Origin of the sequence: Phyllobacterium bourgognense (assembly GCF_003337575.1) — a bacterium.
GTDB lineage: Bacteria > Pseudomonadota > Alphaproteobacteria > Rhizobiales > Rhizobiaceae > Phyllobacterium > Phyllobacterium bourgognense.
Genome location: NZ_QPJM01000001.1, coordinates 727751 through 745175 on the forward strand (window position 1 = coordinate 727751; position 17425 = coordinate 745175).

18 protein-coding genes are annotated in these 17425 nt (G+C 57.2%); 15 read left to right on the plus strand and 3 right to left on the minus strand.

Annotated elements, in window-relative coordinates:
• Positions 1-481 precede the first annotated feature (481 nt).
• From C7476_RS03485 to sbmA, 5 genes are all read left to right on the plus strand, one after another.
• Positions 482-904: a YciI family protein gene (locus tag C7476_RS03485; RefSeq protein ID WP_114428474.1), complete on the plus strand. Its 423-nt coding sequence runs from the start codon at positions 482-484 to the stop codon at positions 902-904.
• 121 nt (positions 905-1025) lie between these two features.
• Positions 1026-2036, plus strand: coding sequence for a phosphoglycerate dehydrogenase (locus C7476_RS03490; protein ID WP_114428475.1), 1011 nt, complete (start codon positions 1026-1028; stop codon positions 2034-2036).
• A gap of 154 nt (positions 2037-2190) precedes the next feature.
• Entirely contained in the window at positions 2191-2781 is a 591-nt protein-coding gene (locus C7476_RS03495; RefSeq protein WP_114428565.1) for a class I SAM-dependent methyltransferase, read from the plus strand.
• Between the two features lie 272 nt (positions 2782-3053).
• Positions 3054-4214 carry a YbfB/YjiJ family MFS transporter gene (locus tag C7476_RS03500; protein WP_114428476.1) on the plus strand — a complete coding sequence of 387 codons (1161 nt, stop codon included), beginning with the start codon at positions 3054-3056 and terminating at the stop codon, positions 4212-4214.
• Positions 4215-4562: 348 nt separating this feature from the next.
• On the plus strand, positions 4563-5813 hold the full coding sequence (gene sbmA, locus C7476_RS03505; protein WP_114428477.1) for a peptide antibiotic transporter SbmA: 1251 nt from the start codon (positions 4563-4565) through the stop codon (positions 5811-5813).
• Positions 5814-5851: 38 nt separating this feature from the next.
• On the opposite strand, the gene C7476_RS03510 is transcribed toward sbmA, so the two are convergent.
• Positions 5852-6889: a polysaccharide deacetylase family protein gene (locus C7476_RS03510; RefSeq protein WP_114428478.1), complete on the minus strand. Its 1038-nt coding sequence runs from the start codon at positions 6887-6889 to the stop codon at positions 5852-5854.
• 156 nt (positions 6890-7045) lie between these two features.
• On the opposite strand from C7476_RS03510, the gene C7476_RS03515 reads away from it, so the two are divergent.
• The 10 genes from C7476_RS03515 (at position 7046) to C7476_RS28055 (ending at position 15375) form a co-directional block, all read left to right on the plus strand.
• Complete coding sequence (locus tag C7476_RS03515) at positions 7046-7627, plus strand: NnrU family protein (protein ID WP_114428479.1); 582 nt, start codon at positions 7046-7048, stop codon at positions 7625-7627.
• Positions 7628-7770: 143 nt separating this feature from the next.
• Complete coding sequence (locus C7476_RS03520; RefSeq protein ID WP_114428480.1) at positions 7771-8451, plus strand: tetratricopeptide repeat protein; 681 nt, start codon at positions 7771-7773, stop codon at positions 8449-8451.
• Positions 8452-8473: 22 nt separating this feature from the next.
• Positions 8474-9943 (plus strand): ribosome biogenesis GTPase Der, encoded by a 1470-nt coding sequence (gene der, locus C7476_RS03525; protein ID WP_114428481.1) that lies wholly within the window; start codon positions 8474-8476, stop codon positions 9941-9943.
• A 233-nt stretch (positions 9944-10176) separates the two neighbouring features.
• Positions 10177-11235 (plus strand): cell wall hydrolase, encoded by a 1059-nt coding sequence (locus C7476_RS03530; RefSeq protein WP_245426089.1) that lies wholly within the window; start codon positions 10177-10179, stop codon positions 11233-11235.
• 1006 nt (positions 11236-12241) lie between these two features.
• Positions 12242-12652, plus strand: coding sequence for an AtpZ/AtpI family protein (locus tag C7476_RS03535; protein WP_112526319.1), 411 nt, complete (start codon positions 12242-12244; stop codon positions 12650-12652).
• 49 nt (positions 12653-12701) lie between these two features.
• Positions 12702-13454 (plus strand): F0F1 ATP synthase subunit A, encoded by a 753-nt coding sequence (locus C7476_RS03540; RefSeq protein ID WP_112525816.1) that lies wholly within the window; start codon positions 12702-12704, stop codon positions 13452-13454.
• A gap of 116 nt (positions 13455-13570) precedes the next feature.
• On the plus strand, positions 13571-13798 hold the full coding sequence (locus C7476_RS03545; RefSeq protein ID WP_008125314.1) for a F0F1 ATP synthase subunit C: 228 nt from the start codon (positions 13571-13573) through the stop codon (positions 13796-13798).
• A 106-nt stretch (positions 13799-13904) separates the two neighbouring features.
• The gene (locus C7476_RS03550) at positions 13905-14543 is read left to right on the plus strand and encodes a F0F1 ATP synthase subunit B (RefSeq protein ID WP_114428482.1); all 639 of its coding nucleotides are present in this window, start codon (positions 13905-13907) and stop codon (positions 14541-14543) included.
• 11 nt (positions 14544-14554) lie between these two features.
• Positions 14555-15040, plus strand: a complete 486-nt coding sequence (locus C7476_RS03555; protein ID WP_114428483.1) for a F0F1 ATP synthase subunit B — start codon at positions 14555-14557, stop codon at positions 15038-15040.
• Between the two features lie 176 nt (positions 15041-15216).
• Positions 15217-15375, plus strand: coding sequence for a hypothetical protein (locus tag C7476_RS28055; protein ID WP_181872334.1), 159 nt, complete (start codon positions 15217-15219; stop codon positions 15373-15375).
• A gap of 13 nt (positions 15376-15388) precedes the next feature.
• Here C7476_RS28055 and C7476_RS03560 read toward each other — a convergent pair whose 3' ends face one another.
• Together C7476_RS03560 and C7476_RS03565 are read right to left on the minus strand one after the other, a co-directional pair.
• Positions 15389-16048: a ribonuclease HII gene (locus C7476_RS03560; protein WP_114428484.1), complete on the minus strand. Its 660-nt coding sequence runs from the start codon at positions 16046-16048 to the stop codon at positions 15389-15391.
• Between the two features lie 165 nt (positions 16049-16213).
• Positions 16214-17365, minus strand: coding sequence for a PA0069 family radical SAM protein (locus C7476_RS03565; protein ID WP_114428485.1), 1152 nt, complete (start codon positions 17363-17365; stop codon positions 16214-16216).
• Positions 17366-17425 lie beyond the last annotated feature (60 nt).

Here is a 17425-nt window from a genome sequence, read left to right on the forward strand (position 1 = left end):
GACCGCTATCCGCAATAAAAGACGCCGCCGTTTGGAGCCAGGTTCCCAGCGTGCTGCCGCACGTGCTGCAGTGGATGACCGTCGAGTTCGTTATACCATGAGGTATATGGAGGTAGATTTCTCCACAATGAGCGCATGAAAGCTTGAAATTGGGTCTCTGGGGCATGTCCCGTGCTCCCACCTTGGCGGGAGCACACGGGCTCTCAATCGCCGGTATGCCGTTGATCAGTCCAGCGACAGTGCCATTAAAAAACTCATTTCCGCGCGCGTCAATGGCATGTCTTCCAGCGGACTATTACTTGGCGAAAGCGATGGCGACTGACAGCGTATAGCATGTAGTGAATGGCGATACTGGAAGAGACTGTTCGCGCCGTGGACCTTAACGACCGAAAAAAATGCGAGGACGATGTCGATTTCCGAAACTCCCGTTCGTCCTTCTCATGTCAGGCTACGAGCCCGGCTCAAACAAGGAGGACAGACGATGCGTGTGATGGTGTTGGTGAAGGCCACCGATGAAAGCGAAAAGGGCGTGCTCCCCACGACCGAGCTGCTGGAGGCCATGGGCAGATATAATGAGGAGCTGATCAACGCGGGCATCATGCTCGCTGCCGATGGCCTCAAGCCCTCGTCAGAGGGCAAGCGTATTGCATTCGATGGTCCTGGCCGTACGGTCATCGACGGACCTTTCACCCAGACCCGGGAGCTGGTCGCTGGCTTCTGGCTCTGGCAAGTCAAGGACATGGACGAGGCGGTCGCCTGGGTAAAGCGCTGCCCCAATCCCATGCCAGGACCGAGCGAGATCGAAATCCGGCCGGTGTACGAGGTGGCTGATTTTGGTGAGGTGCTGACGCCGGACCTCACGGAAATGCACGACCGGATGCGCGAGAAGCTGAGCGGCAACTGAGTACCAATCGCGCTGACAGCTTTTCGTGCCGATTTTTGCTTTGAAAGCAACAGGAGTGGCGATAGTGTCGACACTCTGCTGACCAGCAGGGATTCAATCCCGTCAATCAAATATGAAGATTATGAAGAGTTCGCACAGACGCGTTGTTGTTACCTCGCCCTTCTTCGATGAAGAGGCGCACGCCTACCTTAAACAGCATGGGTGCGAGGTTGATATCGTCCAATGGCAAAAGGGCGATGGCAGCTTGGCAACACCGCAATTGGCCAGCCTGCTCGAAGGCGCATCCGGATGGATCGTCGGTCAGGCTTATGTCACACGCGAACTGCTGGCCATTTTGCCGGATCTGCTGGTCCTGGCAAGGCGCGGGGTGGGTTATGACCGGGTCGATGTCAATGCCGTCCGGGAGCTCGGCCGTGTCCTCACCATCGGCGCAGGCGGGAACGATGCTTCCGTCGCCGACCATACCATCGGCTTGATGCTGGCGGTTGCCCGTCGCCTGCGCGAATCGCAAAACCGGATGCTGGCCGGCAACTGGTCCATTCTGACAAGCTCCGACCTATCTGGGAAAACCGTCGGCATCATCGGCCTTGGCCGTATAGGCAAGAGCCTCGTGCAACGCCTGAAAGGTTTTGAAGCGCGCATTCTTGTCTGCCACCCGCGTCCTGACCGGGAATATGGCGAAGCCAACGGCATCACCTATGTCGACATGCAGACGCTGCTAAGGCAGAGCGACATCGTAAGTGTGCACGCCCCCTTATCCCCGGAAACGCGTTTTCTCATCGATAGTGCCGCGCTTGCGCTCATGAAGCCTACGGCCATTCTGGTGAATACGGCGCGTGGGGGGCTTGTCGATGACCGGGACCTTCTGGATGCGTTGAAGAGTGGCCGGATCGCCGGGGCAGGCCTGGATGTCTATGTCAGCGAAAGCGATCCCGCCTTCAAGCCGGTTTCGGACGAACTTGTCGCACTGCCCAATGTGATCGCCACGCCACATTCAGCCGGCTCGTCGGTGGAGGCTCTCGCCCGAACCAACATGATAGCGGCCAAAACCGTCATTTCAGTCTTCGATGGCGAAAAGCTGCCTGAGGCATGTGTCATCGCCGATGGGCGAAAACCCCCGGCAGCAGGGTGAGGCGTGCCGTAGGTTCGGGCGTGGGCCGCGCCTTCTCGCAGTTGGCAACTAATTTCATGTGCAGTTGCAAAAAGCCGTAATATTCGCGCAATTGGAGTTGCTGATGCCGTACCGCCGGCCGAATCAGGCAGTGAGCGTGGTGGGGACAATTTTCATGACGACAAGCGACGTGTGGACCTTCATTCGGGCCTTTGTCACCAATCCATCCAGAGTCAGCGCGATTGCGCCCTCTGGCGCGGCATTGGCAAGGCTCATCACCAGCGAAATCGGCGCGGCATCCGGTCCCGTCCTCGAACTCGGCCCGGGCACAGGCGTCTTTACAGATGCCCTGCTGGCGCGGGGTGTGAGCCCTGGCGACCTGACGCTGATCGAATATGGCGCTGAATTCGCGAGATTATTGCAGGCGCGGTTCCCGGGTATGCGAATCCTGCAGATGGATGCCTCACAGCTCGGCGGACAGGATCTGTTCGAGGCTGAACCAGCGGGTGCAGTCGTCAGCGGACTGCCGTTCCTGAGCATGCCCGACAAGGTCGCGGCTATTCTCAACGGGGCCTTCGGCAATCTGCGCAACGACGGCGCATTTTACCAATTCACCTATGGCTTTCGCTGTCCGGTTCCGACATCTGTATTGGATGAACTGGACCTTGAGGCGGTGTGCATAGGCCGCGCCTTCTGCAATCTGCCCCCGGCGGCTGTGTACCGCATCACGCGCCGCGGTGTGGAGATCAGGCAGACGATTGGATAAATAGCAAATCGCTGGTGCGTGGTTCGCCCTTCGACAAGCTCAGGATGAGGCTCTTCATGAGGGAAGTGAGGGGGCTGCAACGCTAATCTCCAACGTTGCAATCGCTGGCTCTCTCCAATCAAACCACCTCCCTCATGGTGAGAAACCACCTCCCTCATGGTGAGCTTGTCGAACCACGCACAACAAATCTTCCCCCAACCAATCACCCGAAATAACGTAACCATCAAATTTATTGGCTTGTCACCAGACGGCGCGGCGATAATGTCCCGCGCATGAATCCAGCCGCTACATCTCCCGTTCGTTTCGCTCTCGGCGGCCTCGTGGCCATGGCGGTCGGCATGGGCATCGGCCGGTTCATTTTCACGCCGATCCTCCCCGGCATGATGAGCGATCTTGGCCTGACACCGGGCGATGCCGGCCTTATCGCCTCGGCCAATTATTTCGGTTATCTGCTCGGCGCGATCATTGCAGGTTTCGGCTGGGCGTCGGGCATCGAGCGACCTCTGGTCTATGCGTCTCTCATCGCAAGCGCCGCGCTTTGTTTCGCCATGAGCGTCACCGACGGGGTAATGCTCTTTTCCGTCATCCGTTTCTTTGCAGGCGTTGCGAGCGCGTTCATGCTGGTATTCACCGCAACGATCGTCTTCAGTCATCTCGCCGCTGCAAACCGGCAGGATTTGCAGGCGATGCATTTCGGCGGCGTTGGCACCGGCATAGCGATTTCATCTCTGCTCGTTGCCGCAAGTTCCGCCACCGGCCATGGCTGGCGGGAAGACTGGATCGGCGCGGCCGTTCTTTCCGCTCTCGGCCTCATCGCCGTCTTCGCGCTGATACGACAAGGCCCGGTGCGCAGTGGTTCGGCTGCAGCGGAGCCGCCCATCGTCTGGACGCCGGAATTCATCAAGATCAACATTGCCTATGGCCTGTTCGGCTTCGGCTACATCATTACCGCAACATTTATCATCGCCATCGTGCGCTCAAGCCATGGCAGCCCATGGATGGAAGCGCTGGTCTGGTTCGTGACAGGCACTGCAGGCGCCATATCCGTCTGGCTCTGGACACCGCTCTTGCGGCGCGCCGGTCCCTTTGTTGCGCTGGCGCTGGGGTGTGCGGTCCAGGCTGTCGGCGTCGCGGCGAGCGTCGTCCTGCCATCGCCGGCCGGACCCTTGCTGGGCGGTCTCCTGCTCGGGCTCACCTTTATCGTCATCACCGCCTTCGGCTTTCAGGCGGGACGGGTACTTCTGCCGCATTCACAGCGCCGCGTCATGGCGGTGATGACCGCGGCATTCGGTATCGGCCAGATCATCGGACCGCTGATCGGCGGCTATGTCGCCAACATCACCGGCGACTTCACAATTGCCACGCTTGCTGCGGCAGCGGGTCTGGTGATCGCCGCCCTTTTTGCGTTTTCAGCGGGGCGGCAAAAGCGTTAAGTAGCTGATTTGCCTGATTGCATGAGCATTGTGCGTGGTTCGACAAGCTCACCATGAGGGTCGTGGTTGGATTGCAGAGAGCCAAGAGGTTGCAGGTTGCAATTATCGCGTTCATGCCGGTTGTCCCTGCGATCAACCAACGTCCCTCATGGTGAGCTTCTTCATTGTGAGCTTGTCGAACAACGAACCACGCACAGCTGTTGTGCAGCAGTGTCAGGCGCCAACATCTCCAAATCATTACAGCAATTTAATTACCACGGTTCCCTCTTTGCCCTATTCATGCTGTTAAAGTCGTGCAACTCGTAACACTGCAAAATTGCAAGACTTTTCACTCGAGGAACCTGCCACGTGTTTGTCTCATTTTTCCCCAGGCCAAAGCTTTTCTTCACCTCCGCCGTGCTTTGGGCGCTAGCGGCTGTCCTGTTCTGGTTCTTCATTGGCGAACGTTTGGGTGCCTACATCGGTTTGCCCCCGGCAGCACCCGACGCCCCACCTATTATCGGCATAGCTAGCTTTTGGTCACCGGCCTTCGTCTGGTTCTACATCTACTTTGCAATCGTGGTCGCAATCTTTGCGAGTTTCTGGGCTTGGTACTCTCCGCACAGATGGGAGCGCTGGTCTGTTCTTGGATCAGCGTTCATTCTTTTCGTCACATATTTCCAGGTTCAAGTCAGCGTTGCGGTCAACAATTGGTATGGACCGTTCTACAACCTGATTCAAACTGCGGTGTCCAAGTCAGCACCTGTCACCTACGAACAGTTCTATGAAGGTGTCAGCCAATTTCTTGGCGTGGCGCTTGTCGGCGTTACGGTCAGTGTCCTGCTGGCGTTCTTCGTCAGCCACTATATCTTCCGCTGGCGCACGGCGATGAACGAATTCTACATGTCCCACTGGAGCCAGTTGCGGCATATCGAAGGTGCTTCGCAGCGTGTTCAGGAAGACACGATGCGCTTTGCCGAAACGATGGAAGGCTTGGGTGTAAGGCTCATCGACTCCTTCATGACCCTGATTGCTTTCGTACCCGTCCTGATCGCCCTGTCTGCCAATATTACTGAATTGCCAATCGTCGGGGAAGTACCGCACCCGCTTGTATTCGCCGCCGTGTTCTGGTCGATTTTCGGCACGGTGGTACTTGCCGGTGTGGGCGTGAAATTGCCCGGATTGCAATTTCGCAATCAGCGTGTGGAAGCGGCATACCGCAAGGAACTGGTATACGGCGAAGATCATGAAGACAGAGCTCAGCCACCGGTTGTGGCGGATCTTTTTGCCAACGTCCGTCGCAATTATTTCCGGCTCTATTTTCACTATATGTATTTCAACGTCGCTCGATATCTCTACCTGCAGACCGACAACATCTTCTCGCTGATCGTACTCATACCGTCGATCGTCGCAGGCAAGATCACCCTCGGTACCATGAACCAGATCAGCGGAGCGTTCGGACAGGTGACGTCATCGTTCCAGTATCTCGTGAACTCATGGACGACGATCGTCGAGCTCATCTCGATCTACAAACGTCTACGCGCATTTGAAGCAGTGATCTACGATGAGCCACTACCAGCCATCGATGAGCATTATCTGCAGACGCAAGCCGAAACATGATTATCGCATAGCGGGCGGCGGCCAGAGCAAAACTTGCTCTAGAGCCCGCCGCTCGCGGCCGGTTTCACCAGTTCCGCGCCGGCGAAGGGCATTGTCCCGCCGGTCTCTTTCAGATATTCGCTATAGGTGGTGCAGCGTACGTCCGCCTTGACGCAAACCTCGCTGGTAAAGCGCTCCAGCGCGCGCCAATAGGCATCGCCATTCATCAGTGTGAAGTGCAGGCCGATCTGGAACGGAATGCGCTTTCCCTCATATTGGCGCTCGAAAGCACCCTTGAATGCGTCATAGGCGCGGTTCTCGAATTCATCGAGGTGATCGGGGCGCTCGACGGCCCCCGAATGGCGCACGAAGAGGTTGTAGTCCATGGCAATGACCGGTTTGTTTTTCGGCCCCTCGTCGATAGTCGGCAGTCCGAATTGATAGAGACCGCCGGCGTGCAGCGGCAGAGCCGGACCGCGCGATACACCGCTGCCGTCGAAGACATAGCCCTTGTCCTTCAACGCTGAAAGCAGGGCGGGACTTTCCGAAAGGTAAGGCGCGCGGAACCCGCGTATTTCCGTATCGACGAACTGCTTCCAGCCGGCTGGCTCCGGGTCGCTGCCATATTTGCTCCAGGCATCGCCAAGCACCTGTTTGTATGTCGTCAATTCATGTTCCCAGTCCGCCTTCGACCAGGTCTTGCCGTCGAAATGCCCGCAGGCATGGCTGGCGATCTCGTTGCCCTCGTTGCGGGCCCGCCAGATATTGTCGAGGCGCTGGGCAATATTCTCCTTCGAGGTGGCAAAGCCGATATTGGAACGTCCTGCCGGTTGGTTCGGTGCCTGATAGGACTTGCGGTCATCGCTGTCGATCAGGAATACGCAGGACAGGAAATAGGTGAATTTGGCGTTTGAACGTTGTGCCAATGCACGGCTGCGGTCCCAAAGCGCATTGCTGCCCGAATTGTCGAACGAGATCAGCACGTATTGCGGCTTGGCGCCAATCGAACCGCGCAGCTCCACTCCACTTGTTGCCAGGGCAGGCACGGATAGTGAGAACGCAAGGGACGCGGCGAGAACGGTACAGATCGAACGCATGGCAGGGATGGGGTGGCTCCGGGAGGGACGCTAGCTCCAATAGGCGCTACAAGTGAAATGTGGCGATGATCGGACGCGGCGATCCACCGCAAGCGATACACCTTCTAACCCGTGCCGCATGGGTCTATCTTCCCGCCAGCATTGAGGGAGGCGGTCATGCTGATACTGATTCTTGGGATCATCGTTTTTCTTGGAATTCATTCGGTACGCATCGTTGCGCCGGAGTGGCGTCTCGCCAAGATGGAGCAGTGGGGCGAGAACACGTGGAAAGGCCTTTACTCGGTCATTTCGCTCGTCGGTTTCGTGCTTCTCGTATGGGGCTATGGCATGGCGCGCCCCGACGCTCCGGTGCTCTACGAACCGCCGGTCTGGATGAAACACGTCACAGCGCTGCTGATGCTGTTCGCCTTCATTTTCCTCGGCATATTCATCGCAAAAGCCGGACGCATGAAACCCGCGCTGAAGCATCCGATGCTGATCGCCATCAAGACCTGGGCGCTGGCGCATCTGCTCGCCAATGGCGATCTTGCGTCGCTCATCCTGTTTCTGTCGTTCCTGGCCTGGGCTGTCGTCGATCGCATCGCCATCAAACGGCAGGAGCGGGCAGGGCTTGCGGCGCCCTATATCGTTCCCGGCCCGGTCTCCAACGATGTGATCGGCATCGTCATTGGTCTCGTGCTATACGTGCTCTTCGTATGGAAATTGCATGCGCTTTTGATTGGCGTTCAGCCGATGTAGGCTCAATTCGAGGGCTATTTTGAAGTTAGCCCTTACATCGCGTAACTTTTCCGACTAAAAGCCCCTGAACTCCATGCGCGGACGGCGAGAGCTGCACCGCGTTTTATCAATTGATCCGGTGGCACAAGCTACCCAGAGGCACCATGACTGACGACGGCTTTTTCCGTGAGGTAAATGAAGAACTGCGCTCCGACAAGGTGAAGGCATTCTGGAAGCGCTATGGCTCGCTCCTGATTGGCGCGGTTGTGGCGCTTGTTGTCGGCACTGGCATCTTTGCCTTCTACGAGTACTGGACGGAAAAGCAGGCCTCGCAGTCCGGTGATCAGTTTCTCGCTGCGCTCAACCTTGTCCGCGACGGCAAGAACGACGAAGCGTTGAAGACCCTCGACCAGCTTGAAAAGGATGGCTACGGCGCCTATCCGGTGTTGGCCCGCATGCGTGCAGCCGGTGTCATAGCCCAGAAAGGCGATCTCGCCGGTGCGGTCGCCGCATTCGACAAGGTCTCCGCCGACACGTCCATACCGCAGGCAATCCGCGATCTCGCCAAGCTTCGCGCCGCCTTCATCCTCGTCGATACCGGCTCCTATGATGACGTGGCGTCCCGCGCCGAGCCGCTTTCATCCGACAGCAACCCTATGCGCCACTCCGCCCGCGAAGCGCTTGGTCTTGCCGCCTGGAAGGCTGGCCGCGGTGCAGATGCGACCAAACTGTTCCAGCAGATTTCCGACGATCAGGCTGCACCCGCCAATGTGCGCCAATTTGCCGATACCATGCTTGATCTGTTGAAGAGCACCGGCGCCACTCCTGCCGCTGCCGCCGGCTGAATAGAACAGGAATTCTGAGCCGATGAGCTTTACCGTCGCAATAATCGGCCGTCCGAATGTCGGTAAGTCCACGCTGTTCAACCGGCTTGTCGGCCGCAAGATTGCGCTCGTCGACGACCTTCCGGGCGTCACCCGCGATCGCCGCGTCCATGGCGCCAAGCTTTACGATCTGAAGTTCGATGTCATCGATACTGCTGGTCTCGAAGAGGTCGACAGCGAATCGCTCGAAGGCCGTATGCGCGCCCAGACAGAACTAGCGATCGGCGAAGCGGATCTCGTCCTCTTCCTTGTCGACGCCAAGGCCGGCATCACCCCTACCGACGTGACCTTCGCCGATCTCGTGCGGCGTTCGGGCAAGAAGGTCATTCTGGTCGCCAACAAGGCGGAGGCTCGCGGCGCCGAATCCGGCATGTACGATTCCTACGCGCTCGGCCTCGGCGAGCCGACGCCGATTTCCGCAGAACATGGCCAGGGTTTCCCCGATCTGCGTGATGCCATTGTCGAGATCATGGGCGAAGAGCGTGTCTTCCCCGATGAGCACAGGAAGGATGATGCGGACGATAGCGTCGCCGTCACCATCCCTGCGGTTCCGCGCTCGCTCGATGAACTGATCGGCGACGATATCGATGATCCCGACGCCGACGACATTCCGGCCTATGATGCGTCGAAGCCGTTGCGCATCGCGATTGTCGGCCGCCCCAACGCCGGCAAGTCCACTCTCGTAAATACCATGCTTGGCGAAGACCGGCTGCTGACCGGTCCCGAAGCCGGTATCACCCGTGATTCCATCTCTGTCGATTGGGAATGGAACGGCCGCAAGATCAAGCTTTTCGACACCGCTGGCCTGCGCCGCAAGTCGCGCGTTCAGGGCAAGCTCGAAAAGCTTTCCGTCGGCGACGCGCTGCGTGCCATCCGCTTTGCCGAAGTCGTCATCATCGTGCTCGACGCGACGATCCCCTTTGAGAAGCAGGATCTGCAGATTGCCGATCTGATCATCCGCGAAGGCCGTGCGCCGGTCATCGCATTCAACAAGTGGGACCTCGTCGAAAACCGTCAGATGGTTCTGGCTGACCTGCGCGAAAAGACCGAGCGCCTCCTGCCGCAGATCCGGGGCATCCGCGCGGTGCCGATCTCGGGTGAGCGCAACCAGGGCATTGACAAACTGATGGCCGCCGTTGCCTCGACGGACGAAATCTGGAACCGCCGCATTTCGACCGGCCGTCTAAATCGCTGGCTGGAAGGCGTCCTGGCGCATCATCCGCCACCCGCTGTCGCCGGCCGGCGCCTCAAGATCAAGTACATCACACAGGTCAAGACGAGGCCCCCGGGCTTCGTCATTTCCTGCTCGCGTCCCGATGCGTTCCCGACATCCTATGTGCGCTATCTCGCCAATGGGATTCGCGAGACGTTCGATATTCAGGGTGTTCCTATCCGTCTTGTGCTCCGCACCTCGGACAATCCCTTCGCCGGACGAGCAAAGAAGAAGCGGTAGTGGAAGGATTTTCCCTACCATTCTCCGCACTCCGTTAACCCTCCATCAAGGTTAATGCTTCATTTTTACGACCAGAATTGTTCGGTTGTGAGTGGGGTATCGGCGTGCGTTTCTCTGGATTGTTGCGGGCGTGTTCCCGGCTGAGAGCTCGAACAGATCGAAATATCATTGGTCCACTGGTCATCGGCGCGGCGATTTATCTGCTCTCCCCGACCGTCACCGCCTACCAGGATATGGCAAGCATGCTGTCGGGTTCTGAGTCCGGGCAAGGCCGCTGGACTTCCTATCTCGAAAAATCGCCCGCCGGCTCGATCCAGAAGGCCAACATGTCCTTCGTCGACGAAAAGGCGATCACGTCCAGCATTCCCGCCAGTGGTATCAATGCGCCCGGTATTGGCCCGATCGTCATCAATGGCTCGCAAAAAGCACCTGGCGCGACGCCCGACGAAGATCGTATCAATCGCGCCGAAAAGCAGGGGCGCATCGTCACAATCTCTAAAAAAGCCCCGCCCAAGGCCTTCAGTGCAGGTTCTATCCTGCAGCGCCAAAGCATGCTGATTCGCCCGACCCATGGCGTTGAGGTCGAAATGGCTTTTGCCAAGCCGAAGATCGCCGGCAAGGAAATTCAGATCGCACTCGCGTTCCATAATCGCGCGCAGGAGAATCCAGAGCAGGACCTGCCGCCGATGCTGGCGAGCCTCGTCACCAACAATCAGCCGGACGTTCTCGCGCTCGGTTATGCGCCTGCAGCGCCGGATTATTCCAAGACATCTCCGTTCGACACGATCTTGAATGAGCCGAAGCTTTCCGGCCGCTTTATCCCGCAGCTCGGTGCCGGCGACCATGACTGGCTTGCGACCCCCTTGCCTCCAGTCGTTTTCACTAAAGAAGAACAAAAATGTCTGGCAACCGCCATTTATTTTGAAGCGAGGAGTGAAAGCGTCAAGGGCCAGGCGGCCGTGGCGCAGGTCATTCTCAATCGCGTGCGCAATCCGGCCTATCCAAAAACCGTTTGCAAGGTCGTCTACCAGAACGATGACTGGATTAACCGCTGCCAGTTTTCCTTTGCCTGCGAGGGACGCAAACTCAATGTAACTGAGCCCAAGCAATGGAAAGTGGCGCAGGAAGTCGCTATGGCCGTCACATCGGGGCGGATTTTCCTGCCAGAGATTGGCTCGGCCACGCACTACCACGCAGTCTATGTCCGGGCGATGTGGGCGCATACGATGAAGCGCATCGACAGGATTGGCCAGCACATATTTTATCGCACCTACGGTGGCGGCTGGATTTGATCCTCGGGCGCTTGGAAACAACGGGAAAGCTGCTATATTCGTTCTGGAGTGGAGAACGAGCTTTCGCCCGTCCCCCGTTCCTGATTATGCGAAATGAACCCGGACGGTCCATGACCAGCTCGTCCGGGTTTTTCTAACAATCAGTGCAATACTAAATGGCTTGTACCACATAGATTACCTCCAGATTTGAGGGCAGGGCCTTTGCCCAAAGGTCGAAGCGGCCATCCCTTCGATGCACCGGCTGGCTCGGTGCTTTCTGCTCTAGTCCTCAAATCGCATGATGCTGTCCGCTTTTCATTTATGGTTGGAATGATGCGACCCGCAAGAAACGCAGGGTTGAGTGAATGCAATCGGTGAGTACGGATCATAGATGGCGGGCTGGATTTGATGTTCGGACGCTTGGAAACCACGGGAAAACTGCTATATTATTTCTGGAGTGGGGAACGAGCTTTCGCCCGTCCCCCGTTCCTTAGGTGAAGAATTGGACCCGGAGCGTGACTTGCCAGCCAGTCCGGGTCCTTTTCAACATAAGGGCGATGCTAAACGGAAATCTCCGCATAGTTCACCTCCAGATTTGAGGGCAGGGCCTTTGCCCAAAGGTCGAAGCGGCCATCCCTTCGATGCACCGGCTGGCTCGGTGCGTTCTGCTCTAACCCTCAAATCGCATGATGCTGTCCGCTTTCATTTACGGTTGGAACGATGCGACCCGCAAGAAACGCAGGGTTGAACCAGACTGCGCGACATCTGAAATTTGTCGTGTTTCCCCACTTGATTGGGCTCCGTTCAAGTGCCCCACATCTGCACGATCCGCAGGGATTCGACCGCAAAACTTCGATCAAGAGGTGAGACATATAGTCATATTTGGCTAACATATTGAATTTCACCACGAAAATTACCCTTGAGAGTCTCGGCTATGCGCCTTGACTAGCGTGGACCGTAACAATATGTTGCGCGCGACTTCGAAGCGGGGGTGAAGCCTCGCATTCAGCGTGTAAAGGACATGCCATTGGCCACGGGTAAGGATCCCGATAAGTCAGGTTCTGTCGGTAGCACGCCGGGTGCCGGGAAGATGCTGACTTCGGAGGAACTGGAGAGCCGTCGTCGTGCTTTGGGAGCAAAACTTGCTTCTAGAGGTGCAGCGCGAAAATCCGGTTCAGACGACAAGGGGACGGAAACCGCCTCCGGTGTCGCGCAGGCCATGAAGCTGTCGAGCGAGTTTATCGCCGGCGTTCTGGTTGGTGCGGGGTTGGGCTGGTTAGCTGACCGATTTTTGGGTACTTCACCTTGGGGGCTTATCATTCTGCTCCTCCTTGGTTTTTGTGCTGGAACGCTGAATATCCTGCGCTCTGCGGGACGTGTGGCGGAAAACCGTGGTTTGCAGTCCATCAAGGATGCCGAGCGCGACAAACCGGAATAGCCTTGCGGGCTGATGCTTGCGGGAATGATGCGAGAGAGACGAGGTTACAGTGTCCAACGATCCGATTCATCAATTCCATATCACCAAGTGGATTCCCATTGACCTGGGTGGAATTGATCTATCCTTCACCAATTCGTCTGCCTTCATGGTTGCAACGGTTGGCGTTGCATCGGCATTTCTCTATTTGACCTCCTCCAATCGCGGTCTCATTCCAACCCGCCTGCAATCCATTTCAGAAATGGCCTATGAGTTCGTTGCCTCGACCTTGCGCGAATCGGCAGGCAATGCCGGAATGAAGTTCTTCCCGTTCGTTTTCTCGCTGTTCATGTTCGTGCTCGTTGCCAATATGCTCGGTATGTTTCCTTATTTTTTCACTGTCACCAGCCAGATCATCGTCACCTTCGCGCTTGCTCTTCTGGTGATCGGAACTGTCCTTGCCTATGGTTTTGCCAAGCATGGCTTCAAATTTCTCGGCGTGTTCATTCCGTCTGGGGTGCCTGCTCCACTGCTTTTGCTGGTGGTGCCGATCGAGATCATCTCGTTCCTTTCCCGCCCGATCAGCCTTTCAGTTCGTCTCTTCGCCAACATGCTTGCTGGGCACATCACGCTGAAAGTGTTTGCTGGTTTCGTCGCTTCCCTGAGCGCGCTCGGCGCGCTCGGTATAGGTGGCGCCGTGCTGCCGCTTGCGATGACAGTGGCGCTGACCGGTCTCGAATTTTTGGTGGCTTTCCTTCAGGCCTACGTCTTCACCGTGCTCACCTGCATGTATCTGAACGACGCAGTCCATCCCGGCGGTCACTAGCTTCCAGAATTGGACCGTGGTCCGGCTTGGAAGCTGGACCCGTGCCAAAGACTTCACCGGCGGGTTTCCGCCAAACGCAATCTATCAATGATGAATCGATCTAAAAGGAGTTTAATATGGATCCGGTAGCAGCAAAGTACATCGGTGCAGGTCTTGCCTGTTTTGGTATGGCCGGAACGGCCCTCGGCCTCGGCAATATTTTCGGCAGCTATCTCTCCGGTGCGTTGCGCAACCCTTCAGCAGCTGATGGCCAGTTCGGCCGTCTGGTATTCGGCTTTGCCGTTACCGAAGCTCTGGGCATCTTCTCGCTGCTCATCGCTCTTCTGCTTCTCTTCGCTGTTTAATCTGAACGGCGCTTGATACTGGCTGCGCTTTGCGCGGCCAGTTTCGTATCTGCAGCAAACCGAGTTTGCTGATTTTGGGAAACGCCCGACTTCAAGGGGATTACATATGTTTGTGTCTTCGGCCCACGCCGCATCCACAACGGAAACGATCGCTCAGACCGACACGCATGGTGCAGCCGAAACGGCCGCGCCGGGCGCGACGCCTGACGCTCATGCTACCGATACGCACACCGAAACCGGTGTGCCGCATCAGCAAGGTGTTTTCCCGCCCTTCGACTCCAGCCATTTTGCATCGCAGATTCTCTGGCTGGCGGTGACATTTGCCGCATTTTATCTGTTTCTGTCGCGGGTGGTTCTGCCACGCATCGGCGGTATCATCGAAACCCGTCGTGATCGCATCGCGACCGATCTCGATCAGGCTGCCCGCATGAAGCAGGACTCGGATGACGCCTTTGCTGCCTACGAGCAGGAACTGGCCGACGCCAAGAAGAAGGCCGGTGGTATTGCCCAGACCGCCCGCGATGAAGCCAAGGCGAAAGCCGACGCCGAACAGGCGGACATTTCGGCTGCTCTCGAGAAAAAATTGAGCGACGCCGAAGCCAGCATTGCCGCCATCAAGGACAAGGCGATGAAGGAAGTCGGAACGATTGCGGAAGATACTGCAAGCGAGATCGTCAAGAAGATCCTCGGCGGTAGCATCGACAAGGCAAGCATATCCGCCGCGGTCAAAGCTGTTCGGGGCTGAGGAGAACCACAATGGAATTCGACGCAACATTCTATGCCTTGGTCGGTCTCGTCATCTTCCTGGCGCTGATGATCTATCTCAAGGTTCCGGCAGTCGTTAACAAATCGCTCGACGGGCGCGCTGATAAAATTCGCGACGAGCTTGAAGAAGCTCGCCGCCTGCGCGAGGAAGCCCAATCCCTCCTTGCGGAATTCCAGCGCAAGCGTAAGGAAGCCGAAAAGGAAGCGGGCGAGATCGTCGCCGCTGCCGAACGCGAAGCTCATGGCCTTCTCGAAGAAGCCAAGCAGAAGACCGAAGAATATGTAGCGCGCCGCAAAAAGCTCGCCGAACAGAAGATCGCTCAGGCCGAGACCGAAGCCGTCAACGAAGTTCGGGCCTCCGCCGTCGATATCGCTGTCGCCGCGGCCAGCCATATTCTTGGCAACAAGGTGGACGCCAAGACATCTGCTGACTTCTTCAAGTCATCGCTGACCGAAGTAAAATCCCGCCTCAACTAAAGCAAGCACGGGAATTTAGAACGTTCACGAAGCCGCCGAAAGGCGGCCTTCTTTTTAATTCTCACTTTGATCTGAATCCCGTAGATATTTTACGCAGGAATCCTTGAATCTCGCACAAGAGTTCTCGATTCCGATGCAAGAAAGTGCGAATCTGGCGCAAGAATTTCAATCGATGAGTGAAATTTGGTGGTGCCGAGTTGAAATACGAAGGCCTGTTGAGTTCATATCAGGGCAAGGCGAAAACGGTGGTTTTCGAGCACTGGAGCGCAGCGCCCATTTTGGTACGTGAGCACCGGAGCGCAGAAGAACGCCGTTTGCAGGCCGCCATGGCGTGAATATTAACAGACCTTAGGCTTGGCGCTCTTTCAGCGGCGAGAAGCTGAAGCGGTGCAGGCCGACCACAGGACCATGCGCCTCCATCGCATTGCGATGATATTCCGTCGCATATCCCGCATGCATTTCCAGACCATAAAGCGGAAAGTATTCGCCGGTCTGCGCCATCATCCGGTCGCGCGTCACTTTGGCGATTATGGAGGCCGCCGCGATCGATACGGAACGCTGGTCGCCCTTGATCAGCGCCGTTGCCGGGCAAGGAAGCCCAGGAGCGACGTCGCGGCCATCGATGAGCGCATGACCTGGAAGGATCGCCAGACCGCATACAGCTCGGCGCATCGCCTCGAGTGCGGCTTTCAGAATATCGGTTGCATCAATCACCGGCGCAGAAATGCTTGAAACAGCGCAAGCGAGCGCTGTTTCCGTAATAATATCAAATAGTTCTTCGCGGCGTTGCGATGTCAGCCGCTTGGAATCGTCAAGACCTTCGGGGATTTTCTTCGGGTTCAGAATAACCGCGGCGGCCACCACTGGCCCCGCCAGCGGACCACGCCCGGCCTCATCTATACCGGCGACAAGCTCGATCCCGCTGCGCATAAGCTTTCGCTCGCTGGCAAAATCCGGTTTGCCAGGTTCGATAGGAAGAAGCAGAGAATCAGAACGCGATCGAGCCATGTTGCGACGAGCCTCGCATTCGCTCTGATTCTCTGCAAGCCCCTGGGTAGCTGATGGGGTGGGCTACCCAAGGTCACGTCAGGCTAGAGGGGGCACGCCTGACGGAAATAACTCGTTGATTTTGCTGATAATCCACCCGAAATGTCACACCTGTCGCGTTAAGGTTTACAATAGCGACAATTGTTCGCTTCCGGGTGTGGGCACGAACAAGTCCGTCCGCAGTCGGCGCTTGTCCACATTGATGCCGAGGCGCTTGGCTGCTATCTCAAATCGCCTGCCGATCTGCCAGGCATAAGGTCCTTCACCGCGCATGCGTTTACCCCATTCCGCATCGTAATCCTTGCCGCCTCGCATTGAACGGACAAGCGAAAGAACGTGGCGATAGCGGTCCGGATAATTGCGTAGCAGCCAGTCTTTGAAGATCGGGCTGACCTCCAGTGGCAGGCGCAAAAGCACATAACCAGCCTCCCTGGCGCCCATGGCGTGGGCACTGTCGAGAATACGCTCGATCTCATGATCATTGAGGCCGGGAATGATCGGGGCAACCATCACGCTCACTGGAATACCGGCATCCGAGAGACTGCGAAGGGCCTGCAAGCGCCGCGTCGGCGTCGAGGCGCGAGGCTCCATCGTACGTGCAAGCTTGCCATCGAGCGATGTCACCGAAAGCGCTACCTTGGCGAGGCCTTTCTCGGCCATGCGTGCAAGAATGTCCTGATCTCGCATAACCAATGCGGATTTCGTAACGATTCCAACGGGATGTTGGTGTGCCTCCAGCACCTGCAGGATGTCCCGCATGATGCGCCATTTCTTTTCCACAGGCTGATAAGGATCAGTGTTCGTGCCGATCGCAATCGTCTTTGCCGTATAGCCGGGCTTGGACAATTCCTTGTCCAGCATCTTCGCAGCATCGGGCTTGGCAAACAGCTTGGATTCGAAATCCAACCCTGCCGAAAGACCCATATAGGTGTGTGTAGGGCGGGCGAAACAATAGATGCAGCCGTGCTCGCAGCCGCGATAAGGATTGATCGAACGGTCGAAACTGATATCCGGCGAGTCATTGCGGGTAATGATCGTGCGTGGCTTTTCCACCTGAACTTCGGTCTTGAAAGGCGGCAGATCCTCGATGGTTTCCCAGCCATCGTCATAGACATGGCGTGTTTCTGCTTCGAACCTGCCGGTTGGATTGATGCCAGCCCCGCGGCCGCGCCGCCGTTGATGGTCAACCCTCAGGCCAGCTTCCTCGATCAGCGCGTTCGCATGTTGTGCACGGCCCTGCACAAAGGCGGCCTTGTCTGCTTGCACCACAATGTTCATTTGCCTTGTCTCCTTTGGCAGGGAGCGAAACGAGTCGCTCGTCATAGCCGCAACATGAAT

Excerpts from the sequence above, each read along its gene's own strand:
- C7476_RS03485 (WP_114428474.1), top strand. The coding sequence starts at position 482 with ATGCGTGTGATGGTGTTGGTGAAGGCCACCGATGAAAGCGAAAAGGGC.
- C7476_RS03490 (WP_114428475.1), top strand. The coding sequence starts at position 1,026 with ATGAAGAGTTCGCACAGACGCGTTGTTGTTACCTCGCCCTTCTTCGAT.
- C7476_RS03495 (WP_114428565.1), top strand. The coding sequence starts at position 2,191 with ATGACGACAAGCGACGTGTGGACCTTCATTCGGGCCTTTGTCACCAAT.
- C7476_RS03500 (WP_114428476.1), top strand. The coding sequence starts at position 3,054 with ATGAATCCAGCCGCTACATCTCCCGTTCGTTTCGCTCTCGGCGGCCTC.
- C7476_RS03510 (WP_114428478.1), bottom strand. The coding sequence starts at position 6,889 with ATGCGTTCGATCTGTACCGTTCTCGCCGCGTCCCTTGCGTTCTCACTA.
- C7476_RS03515 (WP_114428479.1), top strand. The coding sequence starts at position 7,046 with ATGCTGATACTGATTCTTGGGATCATCGTTTTTCTTGGAATTCATTCG.
- C7476_RS03520 (WP_114428480.1), top strand. The coding sequence starts at position 7,771 with ATGACTGACGACGGCTTTTTCCGTGAGGTAAATGAAGAACTGCGCTCC.
- der (WP_114428481.1), top strand. The coding sequence starts at position 8,474 with ATGAGCTTTACCGTCGCAATAATCGGCCGTCCGAATGTCGGTAAGTCC.
- C7476_RS03530 (WP_245426089.1), top strand. The coding sequence starts at position 10,177 with ATGGCAAGCATGCTGTCGGGTTCTGAGTCCGGGCAAGGCCGCTGGACT.
- C7476_RS03545 (WP_008125314.1), top strand. The coding sequence starts at position 13,571 with ATGGATCCGGTAGCAGCAAAGTACATCGGTGCAGGTCTTGCCTGTTTT.
- C7476_RS03550 (WP_114428482.1), top strand. The coding sequence starts at position 13,905 with ATGTTTGTGTCTTCGGCCCACGCCGCATCCACAACGGAAACGATCGCT.
- C7476_RS03555 (WP_114428483.1), top strand. The coding sequence starts at position 14,555 with ATGGAATTCGACGCAACATTCTATGCCTTGGTCGGTCTCGTCATCTTC.
- C7476_RS03560 (WP_114428484.1), bottom strand. The coding sequence starts at position 16,048 with ATGGCTCGATCGCGTTCTGATTCTCTGCTTCTTCCTATCGAACCTGGC.
- C7476_RS03565 (WP_114428485.1), bottom strand. The coding sequence starts at position 17,365 with ATGAACATTGTGGTGCAAGCAGACAAGGCCGCCTTTGTGCAGGGCCGT.